Genomic DNA, 13,622 nt, shown 5'->3' on the forward strand with positions numbered 1-13,622 from the left:
CAAAAGGAATGCGGTGTAATGACCTGTATTGTGCTTGCAAAGCACCCAATGTGGGCTACGGCCTGCTCCGTCCGGTGAAAGGAACAGAACATGTCAGCAGCAGATCACCCCCAGTGGCAGCGTATTGCAGCGCGCAAAGGGCGCCTGGCAGAAGGCGTGGAAGTCGCGCGGCTGCTGCCCACGCGCGAGCGGCGCATGGTGGGCGCATGGTGTTTTCTGGATCATCTCGGGCCCGTGGCCTTTCCTGCTGGGCAGGGCATGCATGTGGGGGCACATCCGCACACACACTTGCAGACTTTCACCTGGATGATAGAAGGCGAAATCCTGCACCGCGATAGCCTGGGATCGGAGCAGGTGATCCGTGCAGGACAGGTCAATCTCATGACGGCGGGGCACGGCATTGCGCATACCGAAGACACTGTGCGCGATGGCGATCGACTGCACGCCGTGCAGCTGTGGATTGCACTGCCGCAGGCTGTGGCCGATCAGCCTCCCGCGTTTGAGCACTACGCCCAGGTGCCGCAGTGGCGTGAGCAGGGCTGTGACTGGGTGCTCATGGCTGGGCACTACGCGGGCCACACAGCACCTACGCGGCTGTTCAGCCCTTTGCTGGGCATGGAAGTGCTGGCCAGCGAGACCTGTGAAGTGCAGCTGACCCTGGATGCATCGTTTGAATATGGACTAGTGGCGCTGGAAGGCGGCTTTGCCGTGGAGAACATGGCGCTGGCCGCAGATGAACTCCTGTACCTGCCGCCCGGCGGGAGCGCGGTACACGTCCGGCTGCAAGCGGGTACCCGACTGCTGGTGCTTGGTGGCGAGCCACTGGGTGAGTCTGTGCTCATGTGGTGGAATTTTCTGGGGGCGGACTGGGTTTCCATACGTGCATACCGCGCGCAGTGGGAGCAGGGCGATGTGCGTTTTGGCCCGCCGCTGCAGGCGCTGCAGCACAGAATTGCCGCACCTGCGCTGCCCTGAGGCCGCTGCTCGGCAAGCCCGCTGCTGACCCACAGAGTGTCTGCACGCTGGCTTGGCATGCTTGGTGATTGCTTGACGGCTCTTGTATATTTTTCAAATTGGCACAACGCCACCCTCAGGTGCTTGGCCGCTGTAGAAGGAAAACATGATGTGCCCTCAATGTGCGCAAGCGCTTTCAGCAACCGACAAATTTTGCAGACACTGTGGCTTTGCCATGACCAGCATGCAAAACGATGTGCAGCCAGCGCAGCCGCGCAGGACCGGGCTGGCTGGCTTGGTTTTGTGGCAAAAGCTGTTGCTGGCCTTTGTAGCGCTGCTGGTCGTACTGGCTGTGAGCACCTGGCTGATGATGCGGGATTCAGCCTCGAAGGTGTTTAAAACGCCAGCGCACCAGCCAACTCTTTCTGAGACGCCGTTTTCTCTGGATGGCTCAAGGGGGGAATCCCATACAGAGATGGCTTCTTCCACTGTGGTGCCCGCACAGCAAACGGCTGTGCCTGACGCTGCAGAAATGGCAGCACCTGTGGTGCAGGAAAAAACACAGCCCGCAGCTCCGCAGACACAGCCAGCACCTGCTGCGCCCCAGAAGAATTTGTCTGGTGATCGCGCACTGATTTATTAAGCGCCGCTGAAGCTGCCTTCGGCCGGTTCATTAGCCCACTCATTACATAGCAACAAGGAGACAGCATGCGTTTATTCCCTATGGCAACGGCTGCGGTCATGGCCACGCTCTTGGCCGGATGTGCCACCACCGGTGGAGAGTCCCTGCAGTGCAGTCTTGGACGCATGATGGGGCAGCCCTGTGAGGCGACTGTGCAGCCATCGGCTGCGAATGACGCCAGCCGCTGGGACCGTGTACAGCTGGCGTTTGATGAGGAAATTGAGCAAGCACGTGCTGCCCAGCAAAAAGCAGTTGCCAGCAGCGCCAGCCTGCCCCCGCGCCAGCGCGCTACGGCAGGTGCAGTCAACACCATCAATGTGCTGATTACAGACAGCCAGACGCAACAGCAGCAATCCATTCGCACGCTGGATACGGTGGCCGTCCATCTGCCGCTGGCAGGCAAAGGCCTGCCTGGACACCAGGCTACGTTCAATGCCATTTTGGACTTTGCCAACCTGGTGGCAGACAACCGGGGCAGCTCCAGCGTCATCGTCTATCAGAACCCCGCCGATGTGAGTGCAGGGCGCGCCAATCCTGCAGAAACAGTGCTCAAAAGCCTCTCCGGCAAGCCTGTATATGTGCGCAAGCAGGCAGACAGCAATACGCCTGTTGGCATGGAGCGCTACGTGGTCAAGGCCGGAGAAATCCGCGGCCAGCTGTAATTTCACACCGTGTTTTTTGGGAGGGTCCGTCCTTGGCAGGCGGTGCGTTCTCTGGCTGCAAGTTGAAGAGCGCTCGGCGCTGTCAGGGCGGCGCTTCATGAGCTAACGCTGTGCTGCCGAGAGGCGGGCAGCGTTTTTCACAACCTAAAGAGAGAGTGAGCAATGAGTAATCACAGCAAGGCATCCCATGGCGTTGAGTTTGGTGAATTGGCGCGCGCTACAGAAGGTTTGACGCAATGGCGTCCCATGCTGGTGGGATTTGGCAGTCTGCTGCTATGTGGTGTGCTGATGGGAATCAGTGGCGCAGCCATGGCGGCTCTTGGCAATTTCTTTGGCGTGGTACTGGCCGGTTTGCTGGGGCTGCTGGCCTTGGTCGTCATGTTTGGTGGCTTTTCCGCCGTGGGCATCATGCTCATGGACAAGGCACGCAATCTGCCTGCGCGTTCACTGACGGATGCCATGACGCTGGGCGTGCTGTGCATTCCCCGCTTCTTGTTGTTTGTGCTGATGCTGGCGGTGCTGACGCTGGCTGTAGGGCTGGTTGCAACTTTGCTGTATCTGCTGTGCAAAATACCTTTTCTGGGTGCTTTGCTGGCGTTTTTTGTGCATCCGGCACTGGTGCTGCTGACTGCATTTTTGATGGTTGCAGTCAGCTTCGTGGCGATTCCCTTGTTTGCGCCTGCGGTGTGGTCTGGCCTGAGCTTTCGTCGGGCCATGACCAGTCTGATTGCGATTGCCAGAAAACGCCTGGTGCAGGTGGTGCTGATGCTGATCGTGCTGTACCTGGTTGTGATGGTGGTGGCAGGTCTGTTGATGCTGGGGCTGGTGCCAGCCACGGCGCTGATGAGTTCCATGGCCGCGGGCATTCTGTCTCCCTCAAGTTTCTTCAATGTTTTCGGCATGCTGATGAATACCGGCATGTCTTTCATGATGGGGCGTTTTGATCTGGGCGGCGGTGCACTGGCTGGTGCCATGGCTGGCATGGCGGTGCTGATGATGGTGGTCGGTGTGCTGATTGCACAGGTGTGGATCATGGGCTTTAACCTGATGTACCTCCAGGCTGCCAATGGCATTGACCTCTCAGAAGCTTCCCAAGATCTGGGGAAGGTGATGGCCAACATCAAGCACCGCGCCGAAACTGCCAAGGAAAGCGCCGTCGCCGCTGCAGCTCGTGCCCAGCAGGTGGCCGCCGAGCGTGCAGCTGCTGCGAGAGCTGCCCATAGCGCTGCTGCCGCTGCTCCGCAGTCGGAGCCGCCTGTTGCTACTGCTGCCGTTGCGCAGCTGCATTGCCCAGCCTGCCAGGCTCTGGTGCTGCCTCAGGATGCATTTTGCTGTGAATGCGGACACAAGCTGAAGGCTTGATGCATCCTACATGCATGCTTGGTCAGCGCCCGCAAGGGCGCTTTTTTGTGCCGGTGTTTGTGTCAAGGGAGGGCTTGGGCAGACCTCGATCAGAGCAAGACCATTTTTTCAAGCATGATTCTTTGCCGTTGAGACAGAAGGTACGCCACGCTAGCTTGACGGCAACTTGCAGACAGATTCCATCTTTTGCGTGCTGATCATGTGTTTAGCCGCACAAGATTTCTATATTCAAAAATCGGATAAATTTAGAAAAATATATTCTTTTGAGTTTTAAGGTGTGCTGCGCACAATCCACGGCATCCATTTATTGCACCGTGTGAACAAAGGCGACAACACCATGAAATCTTTGAAGCTCAAGACGCTGTTGGCAACGATTGCACTGGCCGCGGGTGGCATGGCCAGCGCGCAGGATCAGTTGCTCAATGTCTCGTATGACGTGGCACGTGAGTTCTACAAGGACTACAACCAGGCCTTTGTGAACCACTACAAGAAGACCACAGGCAAGGATGTCAAGATTGACCAGTCGCACGGTGGCTCCAGCGCCCAGGCGCGTGCAGTCAATGACGGTTTGCCCGCTGATGTGGTGACTTTCAACACCACCACCGACATTGAATTCCTGGCCAACAACGGCGTGGTCGGCAAAGACTGGGCCAAGCAGTTCCCTCACGATGCATCGCCCACCACGTCGACCATGCTGTTCCTGGTGCGTGACGGTAACCCCAAGAACATCAAGGATTGGAAAGACCTGACACGCCCTGACGTCAAGGTGGTGGTGGTCAATCCCAAGACCGGTGGGAATGGTCGCTACGCCTATCTGGCAGCCTGGGGCTCGGTGCTGGAAAACGGTGGTACAGAAGCTGATGCGCAGGCTTTTGTGAAAGACCTGTACAAGAACGTCCCCGTGCTGGGCAAGGGCGGCCGTGATGCCACCGCCATCTTCCTGCAGCGCAATATTGGCGACGTGCTGATCACGTTTGAATCTGAAGTGGTGTCGGTGGAGCGTGAATTTGGCAAGGGCAAGGTAGAAGCCGTATACCCCTCGACCTCCATCGTGGCGGAGAACCCTGTGGCCGTGGTGCAGCGCACCGTAGAGAAGAAGGGCTCGGGTGATCTGGCCAAGGCTTATCTGGACTACCTGTACTCGGACGAAGCACAGGAAATCGCCGCCAAGCATGCCCTGCGCCCCCGCTCCGAAACCGTGCTGAAGAAGCACGCTGATGTGTTCAAGCCCATCCAGCAGTTCACCGTGGGCAAGTATTTCGGCTCGCTCAGCGAAGCGCAGAAAGTGCACTTCAATGACGGTGGCAAGTTCGACGAACTCTACACCCCAGGTAAGTAAGCAAGCTATCCAGAAGGTGCCTCAGGGCACCTTGCTCGCAATCCATAACAACAACCAGGCTGTCAGGGAAATTCATGTCTGCTGCATCCCCCGTCAGTCCAAGTGCGAGTGCCGCAACCCCGGTGCGCCGTGGGCGTGGCGCTCAGCGTGTTTTGCCCGGTTTTGGGCTGACCTTGGGCTACACACTGTTTTATCTGAGCGTCATCGTGCTGATCCCCATCGTGGCGCTGTTCTTCAAGACGTTCGAGCTGACTTGGGAGCAGTTCTGGACGGCCGTCAGTGCGCCGCGCGTGGTGGCGTCTTATAAGCTGACCTTTGGTGCCTCTTTGCTGGCGGCCTTCGTGAACCTGGTGTTTGGGTTGCTGGTTGCCTGGGTGCTGGTGCGCTATCAGTTCCCCGGAAAAAAGATTGTGGACGCGTTGGTGGACTTGCCGTTTGCGCTGCCGACTGCCGTGGCAGGTATCTCGCTCACGGCCTTGCTCGCTGGCAATGGCTGGGTCGGGCAGTTCATGGAGCCTTTGGGCATTCAGCTGGCCTTTAACCCCAATGGCATCGTGATTGCGCTGATCTTTATCGGCCTGCCGTTTGTGGTGCGCACGGTGCAGCCTGTGCTGGAAGACTCTGAAAAAGAGCTGGAAGAAGCAGCAACCAGTCTGGGGGCATCGCGCTGGCAGATTTTCTACAAGGTGCTGCTGCCCACCATCACGCCAGCATTGCTCACGGGCTTTGCCATGGCGTTTGCGCGTGCACTGGGTGAATATGGCTCGGTGATTTTTATTGCCGGCAATATGCCCATGGTCTCGGAAATCACGCCACTGATCATCATTGGCAAGCTGGAGCAGTATGACTATGCAGGTGCTACTGCCGTGGCTGTTGTGATGCTGTTCTTTGCCTTCATCATGCTGCTCGTTATCAATGGCCTGCAGGCCTGGCAGCGTCGCCATTCGGGAGCACGCATATGACATCCTGGACCATTTTGCTGCTCCTCGTTGTACTGGTGCTGGCTGCGGTATTGATTGCCTACAAGATCACCGCTCCGCGCGCCACGCAGCACCGCACCCCCATCACCACCACCGAGCCGCGTGCTGTGCGCTGGCTGATCACCGGTGTGGCGCTGACCTTCATCCTGCTGTTTCTGGTGCTGCCGCTGGCAGCGGTCTTTACGGAGGCGCTGCGCCAGGGGCTGGATGCCTATCTGGAAGGTCTGAAAGAGCCCGATGCCTGGTCGGCCATCAAGCTCACGCTGCTGACGGCACTCATTGCCGTGCCACTGAATCTGGTGTTTGGTGTGGCTGCTGCCTGGTGTATTGCCAAGTACAACTTCAGAGGTAAGGCTTTCCTGACCACGCTGATTGACCTGCCTTTCTCTATCTCTCCTGTGGTGGCGGGTCTGATGTACGTGCTGGTGTTTGGTTCTCATGGCTGGTTTGGACCATGGCTGGCAGAGCACGATATCAAGATCATTTTTGCCGTGCCCGGCATTGTGCTGGCCACCGTGTTTGTGACCTTTCCCTTTATTGCCCGTGAGCTGATTCCTCTGATGCAGGCGCAGGGCAATGACGAAGAGCAGGCTGCCATTGTGCTGGGTGCCAGCGGCTGGCAAACCTTCTGGAAGGTGACGCTGCCCAATATCAAGTGGGGCCTGCTGTACGGCGTGATTCTGTGTAACGCCCGCGCCATGGGTGAGTTTGGTGCGGTGTCTGTGGTGTCCGGCCACATCCGCGGGCAGACCAACACCATTCCGCTGCATGTGGAAATTCTCTACAACGAATACCAGTCGGTGGCTGCCTTTGCTGCTGCCTCGCTGCTGGCGCTGCTGGCACTGGTGACGCTGGCCATTAAATCGATTGCTGAGTGGCAGGTGGAAAACCAGCGCAAGGCTGCAGAAAACCTGCCGCCTGAGCGTCCATCGCCCCGTGTGACACCGTAATTCCTGGGTCTGCGCCCAAGTCAGAACAGAAGAAGACCTACCATGAGTATCGAAATTCGCAATGTCAGCAAGCAGTTCGGAGATTTCCAGGCGCTGCGCGATGTGAGTCTGAACATCCAGTCGGGCGAGCTGATCGCTTTGCTCGGGCCCTCGGGTTGCGGCAAGACCACGTTGCTGCGCATCATCGCGGGCCTGGAGTCGCCCGATGTGGGCAGCATCCACTTCAGTGGTGAAGATACGACCGATGTGCATGTGCGTGACCGCAATGTGGGCTTTGTGTTCCAGCATTACGCGCTGTTCCGTCACATGACGGTGTTTGAGAACGTGGCCTTTGGCCTGCGCGTCAAGCCCCGCAAGGAGCGTCCCAGCGAAGCCCAGATCAAGGAGAAGGTGATGAGCCTGCTCAAGCTGGTGCAGCTGGACTGGATTGCCGATCGCTATCCCTCGCAGCTCTCGGGCGGTCAGCGCCAGCGTATTGCGCTGGCCCGTGCGCTGGCGGTGGAGCCCAAGGTACTGCTGCTCGATGAACCTTTCGGGGCGCTGGATGCCAAGGTACGCAAGGAGCTGCGCCGCTGGCTGCGCCGTCTGCATGACGAGCTGCATGTGACATCTATCTTTGTGACGCACGATCAGGAAGAAGCTCTGGAAGTGGCAGACCGTGTGGTCGTGATCAATCAAGGCAAGATCGAGCAGGAGGGCACGCCCCAGGAAGTGTGGGACAGCCCTGCCAGCCCCTTTGTCTATGGCTTCCTGGGTGATGTGAACCTGTTTAAGGGCCGAGCGAAGGATGGCCGCGTGGAGCTGCAAGACGGCATGCAGCTGGACTGCTCCGAGCTTGAGGGTGTGGTGGACCGCAATGCCTTTGCCTATGTGCGCCCCCATGATCTGGAAGTGGAGCGCTACTCGCCCGGTCAGAACACCGATGGTACGGGGCGCACCACAGGTCTGGTGGTGCAGCTCAGTCGTGCAATTGTGGTCGGGCCGATTGCGCGTCTGGAACTTGTTCTGGCCGAAGAGACTCAAGCATCTCACGATGCCGAAGCTGAGCAAGTGATCGAGGCGCAAATTCCTGCACAGCAGTTCCATGCAATGGGGCTGCGTGAAGGTGAGACACTGGTGGTTACACCGCGTCGTGCTAAGGTATTCTTGGATGAGGCAGCGGGTATCTGAACGCCATTTCTTGCAATTCATACAGCAGGGCGGCTTTCGGGTCGCCCTTTTTGCATGGTTTACTTGAGAGCAATATGCAGGTTTTGAATTGGATGGCGGATGCCCCGCGCCGCGTGCTGGCGCTGATTGCCTTGTGCTGTGTGGCCTTGCTGGCCTTTGGCATGTATTTGCAGCATGTGGTGGGGCTGGAGCCTTGCCCCATGTGCATCGTGCAGCGCTATGCGCTGATTTTGGTAGCTGTCTTCGCAGGACTGGCAAGCTTTAGAGGGCAAAAAGGCTGGTGGATGTCGTGGAGTGTGTTGGCGCTTGCAGCCTCTGGCTTTGGTGCCTTTGTGGCAGCACGCCAGAGCTGGCTGCAGTGGTATCCGCCAGAGTTTGCGAGCTGTGGCCGAGATTTTTACGGCATGATCGAAAACTACCCCATCAGCCGCGCCATTCCCATGATCTTTCGTGGCTCCGGTGATTGCACGGCAGTGGACTGGACTTTCCTTGGTGGCACCATCGCCAACTGGTCATTCCTGTGCTTTACAGGCTTTGCGGCGCTGATGCTGGCGCTGTTGGTCATGGGGCTGCGCCGTCGGGCATAAGCTTTTCTGAACAACGGGATTGATGCCCTGCGCCGTGGTTGGCAAAGGGTTAAAATATCCCGATATTTCAGTATTTCACTCACAAGGGCGAGAAAGGCATTTTGGTTATGACACCGCGAACGACGATGCAGGAGATGCTACGCAGCTGCTGAGGCTGCACGTTCGCGCCTGCCCGGAATCTTGGTCATCTTCAAGCGCGGACACTGATCCGCGCTTTTGCTTTGTAAGCAGTCTGCGGGCCCCTGTTTCATACAAAGATACTTAAGGAATTTCATGTTAAAGATCACGCTTCCCGACGGTTCGCAACGCGAATTTGAAGGCCCAGTTACTGTCATGCAGGTGGCGCAGTCCATCGGCCCCGGTCTGGCAAAGAACACCGTGGCGGGCAAGGTGAATGGCCGTCTGGTGGACGCCTGCGATCTGATCGAGCAAGACGCACAGCTGCAAATCATCACCCCCAAGGACCAGGAAGGTGTGGAAATCATTCGCCACTCCTGCGCCCACCTGGTAGGTCACGCTGTCAAGCAGCTGTACCCCACTGCCAAGATGGTGATTGGTCCTGTGATCGATGAGGGCTTTTACTACGACATTTCGTACGAGCGTCCCTTCACCATGGAAGACATGGCCGCCATCGAAGCGCGCATGAAGGAGCTGATTGCGCAGGACTATGACGTGATCAAGAAGATGACGCCCCGTGCGGAAGTCATCAAGGTGTTCTCCGAGCGCGGCGAAGACTACAAGCTGCGTCTGGTCGAAAACATGCCTGACGAAAAGGCCATGGGTCTGTACTACCACCAGGAGTACATCGACATGTGCCGTGGCCCTCACGTGCCCAACACCCGCTTCCTGAAGGTCTTCAAGCTGACCAAGCTGGCAGGTGCCTACTGGCGCGGTGATGCCAAGAACGAGCAGTTGCAGCGTATCTACGGCACTGCCTGGGCAGACAAGAAAGACCTGCAGGCCTACATCACTCGCATTGAAGAAGCAGAAAAGCGCGACCACCGCCGTCTGGGCCGTGAGCTGGATCTGTTTCACATCGACGAATGCTCACCTGGTACCGTTTTCTGGCACCCCAAGGGCTGGCGTGTGTGGCAGGAGGTGGAGCAGTACATGCGCGCCGTCTACCGCAACAATGGCTATGAAGAGGTCAAGGCACCGCAGATTCTGGACAGGACCCTGTGGGAGAAGACGGGTCACTGGGACAAGTACCGCGACAACATGTTCGTGACCGAGTCCGAAAAGCGTGACTATGCCTTGAAGCCCATGAACTGCCCTGGCCACATTCTGATCTTCAAGCAGGGTGTGAAGAGCTATCGCGACTTGCCTCTGCGTTTTGGCGAGTTCGGTCAGTGCCACCGCAATGAGCCCACAGGTGGCCTGCACGGCATCATGCGCGTGCGCGGCTTTACCCAGGACGATGGTCACATCTTCTGTACTGAAGACCAGATTCAGCAGGAAGTGCTGAACTTCAACCAGCTGGTGCAAAAGGTCTACGCCGACTTTGGCTTTACCGACATCATCTACAAGGTGGCGACCCGCCCTGAAGCGCGCATTGGCTCTGATGAAATCTGGGACAAGGCCGAAAAGGCGCTGTTTGATGCGCTCAAGGCTTCTGGCTGCGAATACCAGATTGCTGTCGGTGATGGTGCTTTCTACGGTCCCAAGATTGAATACACGCTCAAGGATGCGCTGGGCCGTCAGTGGCAGTGCGGCACCATTCAGGTGGACTTCTCCATGCCAGAGCGTCTGGATGCGGAATACGTGGGTGAAGATGGCAATCGTCACCGCCCTGTGATGCTGCACCGTGCGATCGTGGGTTCGCTGGAGCGCTTTATCGGTATTTTGATCGAGCAATTTGCTGGAGCGCTGCCTGTGTGGCTGGCTCCAGAGCAGGTTGCCGTGCTCAATATCACCGATTCTCAGGCCGGCTACGTGCAGGAAGTTGTCGCAAAGCTGCAAAAAGCATTGCCCAATCAAAGTCTTAAGTTTGTGTCTGACCTGCGCAACGAAAAGATCACGTATAAAATACGTGAGCATGCATTGCAGAAGCTGCCTTACATCCTTGTCGCGGGCGATAAGGAAAAAGCGGCAGGCACCGTCGCTGTGCGTGCCCGAGGTAATAAAGACTTGGGCGTAATGTCGGTGGAAGCGTTCATTGAACTGCTGAAGAGCGATATTGCAAACAAGATCTGATGCAAGTTTGGCGCGAAGCAATTCGCGCCAGTTTCATCAATGCAAGCAGCTACGCTTTTCGTAGCGTTTTTAATTTAGGGTGAGAGCCATAGCTACAGAATTTCGTGACCGTCGCCACCGCGAGGAACGCAAGCACCGTCTGAATCGTGAGATCACTGCGCCTGAAGTGCGCCTGTCTGGTCCTGAAAATGAACCTTTGGGCATTGTGCCGCTGCAAGAAGCGCTGCGCATGGCCGGTGATTTGGATGTGGACTTGGTGGAAATTGCAGCCACTGCAAATCCTCCGGTATGCCGTTTGATGGACTACGGCAAGTTCAAGTACCAAGAGCAAAAGAAGGCTGCTGAAGCCAAGGCCAAGCAGACCGTGATCGATATCAAGGAAGTGAAATTCCGTCCTGGTACCGATGATGGTGACTACAACATCAAGCTGCGCAATATTCGCCGCTTCTTGGCCGATGGTGACAAGGTAAAAGTCACGCTGCGTTTCCGCGGCCGTGAAATTACGCACCAGCAGCTGGGTCTGGATTTGCTCAATCGCTTGCGTGATGATTTGGCTGACACTATCCAGGTGGAGCAGTTCCCCAAGCTGGAAGGTCGTCAAATGGTGATGATGATCGCGCCTGCGCGCAAAAAGCCTGGTACTGGCAGCAATAAACCTGCTGGAGATGCAGCGCCAGCGAGCAACGCAGCCTAAGCTGAGGTAAAATTTGCAATTGCCTGCCCCGCAAGGGGTAGGCAATTGTTTTGCCGCTTGCGGCAAGCATTGCCGGTTTCGACTGGCAAACCCAAGAAGTGTCTCGGGGCCAACAAGATCTGCGCGGTTGTGCAGACGCCTCACGAGCACAAACAACAGGAGCATTCACATGCCCAAAATGAAAACCAAGAGCAGCGCGAAGAAGCGTTTCCGCGTTCGTCCAGGTGGTACCGTTAAGCGCGGTCAAGCCTTCAAGCGTCACATCTTGACCAAGAAGACTACGAAGAACAAGCGTCATCTGCGTGGCATCACTGCTGTGCACTCGGGCGATATGGGCTCCATCGCTAAGATGTTGCCTTCCGCTGGCCTGTAATTCACTGACGAACTAGGAGAAAACACATGCCTCGCGTCAAACGTGGTGTAACGGCACGCGCCCGTCACAAAAAAGTTCTGAATCTTGCTAAGGGTTTCCGCGGTCGTCGCGGTAACGTCTTCCGCGTCGCCAAGCAGGCGGTGATGAAGGCCGGTCAATACGCATACCGTGACCGTCGTAACAAGAAGCGCGTGTTCCGCCAGCTGTGGATTGCCCGTATCAACGCCGCTGTCCGTGAACTGGGTCTGACATACAGCCAGTTTGCCAACGGCCTGAAGAAGGCTTCCATCGAAATCGACCGCAAGATGCTGGCCGATATCGCTGTGCACGACAAGGCTGCTTTCAGCAGCATCGTTGATCAAGTGAAGGCCAAGCTGGCTGCTTGATTACACGATCGGTAGCCGCTAGTGATGTAGTAGCTACTGGCGCACTATCAGCAAGGGCTAGGGCTTGAAAAGGCACTAGCCCTTGTTTATTTTTACAAGTCGATAAAGAGTCGATATGAACGAGTTGGATTCTCTGGTCGAGAGCGCGCAGCAACTGTTTGCGCAGGCACAAACCCCCGCTGAGCTGGAAAATGCCAAGGCGCAGTTCTTGGGCAAGTCGGGCAAGATGACTGAGCTCATGAAGGGCATGGCGCAGCTTTCCGTCGAAGAGAAAAAGTCGCGTGGTGCTGCCATCAATGTGGCCAAGCAAGCCATTGAAGCGGCTTTGACAGCGCGTCGTAAGGCCTTGGCCGATGCGGAGCTGCAAGCGCACCTGAAGACTGAAGTGCTGGATGTGACATTGCCCGGTCGTCGCCGAGGTCAGGGTGGTCTGCACCCCGTGTCGCTGACGCAAGAGCGCATTGAAGCCATTTTTGGCTCCATGGGCTTTGATGTGGCTGAAGGCCTGGAGATTGAATCCGACTGGTTTAACTTCACGGCGCTGAACACGCCGGAAGACCACCCCGCACGCTCGATGCACGACACCTTCTATGTGGAAGGCGGCAGTGCACACGCCCCCAATTTGCTGCGCACGCACACCAGCCCCATGCAGGTGCGCCATGCGGTGCGTCATGTCAAGCAATACCGCAATGCGCTCGATGCTGGCCAGGGCATGCCAGAGATTCGCGTCATTGCGCCCGGTCGCACCTACCGTGTGGACTCGGACGCTACCCACTCGCCCATGTTCCACCAGTGCGAAGGCTTGTGGATTGGCGAGAACGTGAGCTTCAAGGACTTGAAGGTGGTCTTTACCGACTTCTGCAAGACCTTTTTTGAATCGGACGATCTGGTGCTGCGTTTCCGCCCCAGCTTCTTCCCCTTCACCGAACCTTCGGCTGAAATCGACATCCAGTTCCAGAGCGGCCCGCTGGCTGGCAAGTGGCTGGAAGTCGCAGGCTCAGGCCAGGTGCACCCCAACGTGGTGCGCAACATGGGCCTGGACCCTGAAAAGTACATTGGCTTTGCCTTTGGCATGGGCATGGACCGCCTGACCATGCTGCGTTATGGCGTGAATGATTTGCGCCTGTTCTTCGACGGTGACATTCGGTTCCTGTCGCAATTTCAGTAAGCAATAAAGAGAGCAGCTAGCGCTTGATGCATAAGGTTTTCAGATGCTTTTAATACTGAAAACAAGCGAATACAAGCGCTGAAAGCTCTTCTTTTAAGAGTACGCATGCCCGTCAGCAGCCC

General features: G+C 57.1%; 14 protein-coding genes and 1 pseudogene. All 15 read left to right on the forward strand.

The features are described 5' to 3' along the window. Positions 1 to 90 precede the first annotated feature (90 nt). The 15 genes and pseudogenes from B5M06_RS12375 to pheS all read left to right on the forward strand — a co-directional run bounded on the left by B5M06_RS12375 (position 91) and on the right by pheS (position 13,500). Complete coding sequence (locus B5M06_RS12375) at positions 91 to 975, forward strand: pirin family protein (RefSeq protein WP_054067698.1); 885 nt, start codon at positions 91 to 93, stop codon at positions 973 to 975. A 148-nt stretch (positions 976 to 1,123) separates the two neighbouring features. After that, positions 1,124 to 1,186 (forward strand): annotated as a pseudogene (locus B5M06_RS17770) (zinc-ribbon domain-containing protein); the annotation flags it as partial. A gap of 3 nt (positions 1,187 to 1,189) precedes the next feature. Further along, positions 1,190 to 1,597, forward strand: a complete 408-nt coding sequence (locus B5M06_RS12380; protein WP_054067699.1) for a hypothetical protein — start codon at positions 1,190 to 1,192, stop codon at positions 1,595 to 1,597. A gap of 65 nt (positions 1,598 to 1,662) precedes the next feature. Further along, the gene (locus tag B5M06_RS12385; protein ID WP_162777468.1) at positions 1,663 to 2,298 is read left to right on the forward strand and encodes a hypothetical protein; all 636 of its coding nucleotides are present in this window, start codon (positions 1,663 to 1,665) and stop codon (positions 2,296 to 2,298) included. Positions 2,299 to 2,460: 162 nt separating this feature from the next. Continuing rightward, positions 2,461 to 3,660, forward strand: coding sequence for a zinc ribbon domain-containing protein (locus tag B5M06_RS12390; RefSeq protein ID WP_054067701.1), 1,200 nt, complete (start codon positions 2,461 to 2,463; stop codon positions 3,658 to 3,660). Positions 3,661 to 3,997: 337 nt separating this feature from the next. Continuing rightward, positions 3,998 to 4,999: a sulfate ABC transporter substrate-binding protein gene (locus tag B5M06_RS12395; RefSeq protein WP_054067753.1), complete on the forward strand. Its 1,002-nt coding sequence runs from the start codon at positions 3,998 to 4,000 to the stop codon at positions 4,997 to 4,999. 74 nt (positions 5,000 to 5,073) lie between these two features. Beyond that, positions 5,074 to 5,961, forward strand: coding sequence for a sulfate ABC transporter permease subunit CysT (gene cysT / locus B5M06_RS12400; protein WP_054067702.1), 888 nt, complete (start codon positions 5,074 to 5,076; stop codon positions 5,959 to 5,961). Next, positions 5,958 to 6,929: a sulfate ABC transporter permease subunit CysW gene (gene cysW, locus B5M06_RS12405; protein WP_077345588.1), complete on the forward strand. Its 972-nt coding sequence runs from the start codon at positions 5,958 to 5,960 to the stop codon at positions 6,927 to 6,929. Before cysT ends, cysW begins: the two co-directional genes overlap by 4 nt. A gap of 42 nt (positions 6,930 to 6,971) precedes the next feature. Continuing rightward, positions 6,972 to 8,099, forward strand: coding sequence for a sulfate/molybdate ABC transporter ATP-binding protein (locus B5M06_RS12410; RefSeq protein ID WP_054067703.1), 1,128 nt, complete (start codon positions 6,972 to 6,974; stop codon positions 8,097 to 8,099). A gap of 74 nt (positions 8,100 to 8,173) precedes the next feature. Next, the gene (locus tag B5M06_RS12415; protein WP_054067704.1) at positions 8,174 to 8,686 is read left to right on the forward strand and encodes a disulfide bond formation protein B; all 513 of its coding nucleotides are present in this window, start codon (positions 8,174 to 8,176) and stop codon (positions 8,684 to 8,686) included. A gap of 273 nt (positions 8,687 to 8,959) precedes the next feature. Then, on the forward strand, positions 8,960 to 10,879 hold the full coding sequence (thrS, locus tag B5M06_RS12420) for a threonine--tRNA ligase (RefSeq protein ID WP_054067705.1): 1,920 nt from the start codon (positions 8,960 to 8,962) through the stop codon (positions 10,877 to 10,879). A gap of 79 nt (positions 10,880 to 10,958) precedes the next feature. After that, positions 10,959 to 11,573, forward strand: coding sequence for a translation initiation factor IF-3 (infC, locus tag B5M06_RS12425; RefSeq protein WP_077345585.1), 615 nt, complete (start codon positions 10,959 to 10,961; stop codon positions 11,571 to 11,573). A 169-nt stretch (positions 11,574 to 11,742) separates the two neighbouring features. Then, positions 11,743 to 11,946: a 50S ribosomal protein L35 gene (gene rpmI, locus B5M06_RS12430; protein WP_054067706.1), complete on the forward strand. Its 204-nt coding sequence runs from the start codon at positions 11,743 to 11,745 to the stop codon at positions 11,944 to 11,946. 26 nt (positions 11,947 to 11,972) lie between these two features. Beyond that, positions 11,973 to 12,332 carry a 50S ribosomal protein L20 gene (gene rplT, locus B5M06_RS12435; RefSeq protein WP_054067707.1) on the forward strand — a complete coding sequence of 120 codons (360 nt, stop codon included), beginning with the start codon at positions 11,973 to 11,975 and terminating at the stop codon, positions 12,330 to 12,332. A 115-nt stretch (positions 12,333 to 12,447) separates the two neighbouring features. Next, positions 12,448 to 13,500: a phenylalanine--tRNA ligase subunit alpha gene (pheS, locus tag B5M06_RS12440; RefSeq protein WP_054067708.1), complete on the forward strand. Its 1,053-nt coding sequence runs from the start codon at positions 12,448 to 12,450 to the stop codon at positions 13,498 to 13,500. The last annotated feature ends 122 nt before the right edge of the window (positions 13,501 to 13,622 follow it).

The organism is Comamonas kerstersii (genome assembly GCF_002056725.1).
Lineage (GTDB): Bacteria > Pseudomonadota > Gammaproteobacteria > Burkholderiales > Burkholderiaceae_C > Comamonas > Comamonas kerstersii.

Coding starts and splice junctions, on each gene's coding strand:
- B5M06_RS12375 (WP_054067698.1), top strand. CDS start 91: ATGTCAGCAGCAGATCACCCCCAGTGGCAGCGTATTGCAGCGCGCAAA.
- B5M06_RS12380 (WP_054067699.1), top strand. CDS start 1,190: ATGACCAGCATGCAAAACGATGTGCAGCCAGCGCAGCCGCGCAGGACC.
- B5M06_RS12385 (WP_162777468.1), top strand. CDS start 1,663: ATGCGTTTATTCCCTATGGCAACGGCTGCGGTCATGGCCACGCTCTTG.
- B5M06_RS12390 (WP_054067701.1), top strand. CDS start 2,461: ATGAGTAATCACAGCAAGGCATCCCATGGCGTTGAGTTTGGTGAATTG.
- B5M06_RS12395 (WP_054067753.1), top strand. CDS start 3,998: ATGAAATCTTTGAAGCTCAAGACGCTGTTGGCAACGATTGCACTGGCC.
- cysT (WP_054067702.1), top strand. CDS start 5,074: ATGTCTGCTGCATCCCCCGTCAGTCCAAGTGCGAGTGCCGCAACCCCG.
- cysW (WP_077345588.1), top strand. CDS start 5,958: ATGACATCCTGGACCATTTTGCTGCTCCTCGTTGTACTGGTGCTGGCT.
- B5M06_RS12410 (WP_054067703.1), top strand. CDS start 6,972: ATGAGTATCGAAATTCGCAATGTCAGCAAGCAGTTCGGAGATTTCCAG.
- B5M06_RS12415 (WP_054067704.1), top strand. CDS start 8,174: ATGCAGGTTTTGAATTGGATGGCGGATGCCCCGCGCCGCGTGCTGGCG.
- thrS (WP_054067705.1), top strand. CDS start 8,960: ATGTTAAAGATCACGCTTCCCGACGGTTCGCAACGCGAATTTGAAGGC.
- rpmI (WP_054067706.1), top strand. CDS start 11,743: ATGCCCAAAATGAAAACCAAGAGCAGCGCGAAGAAGCGTTTCCGCGTT.
- rplT (WP_054067707.1), top strand. CDS start 11,973: ATGCCTCGCGTCAAACGTGGTGTAACGGCACGCGCCCGTCACAAAAAA.
- pheS (WP_054067708.1), top strand. CDS start 12,448: ATGAACGAGTTGGATTCTCTGGTCGAGAGCGCGCAGCAACTGTTTGCG.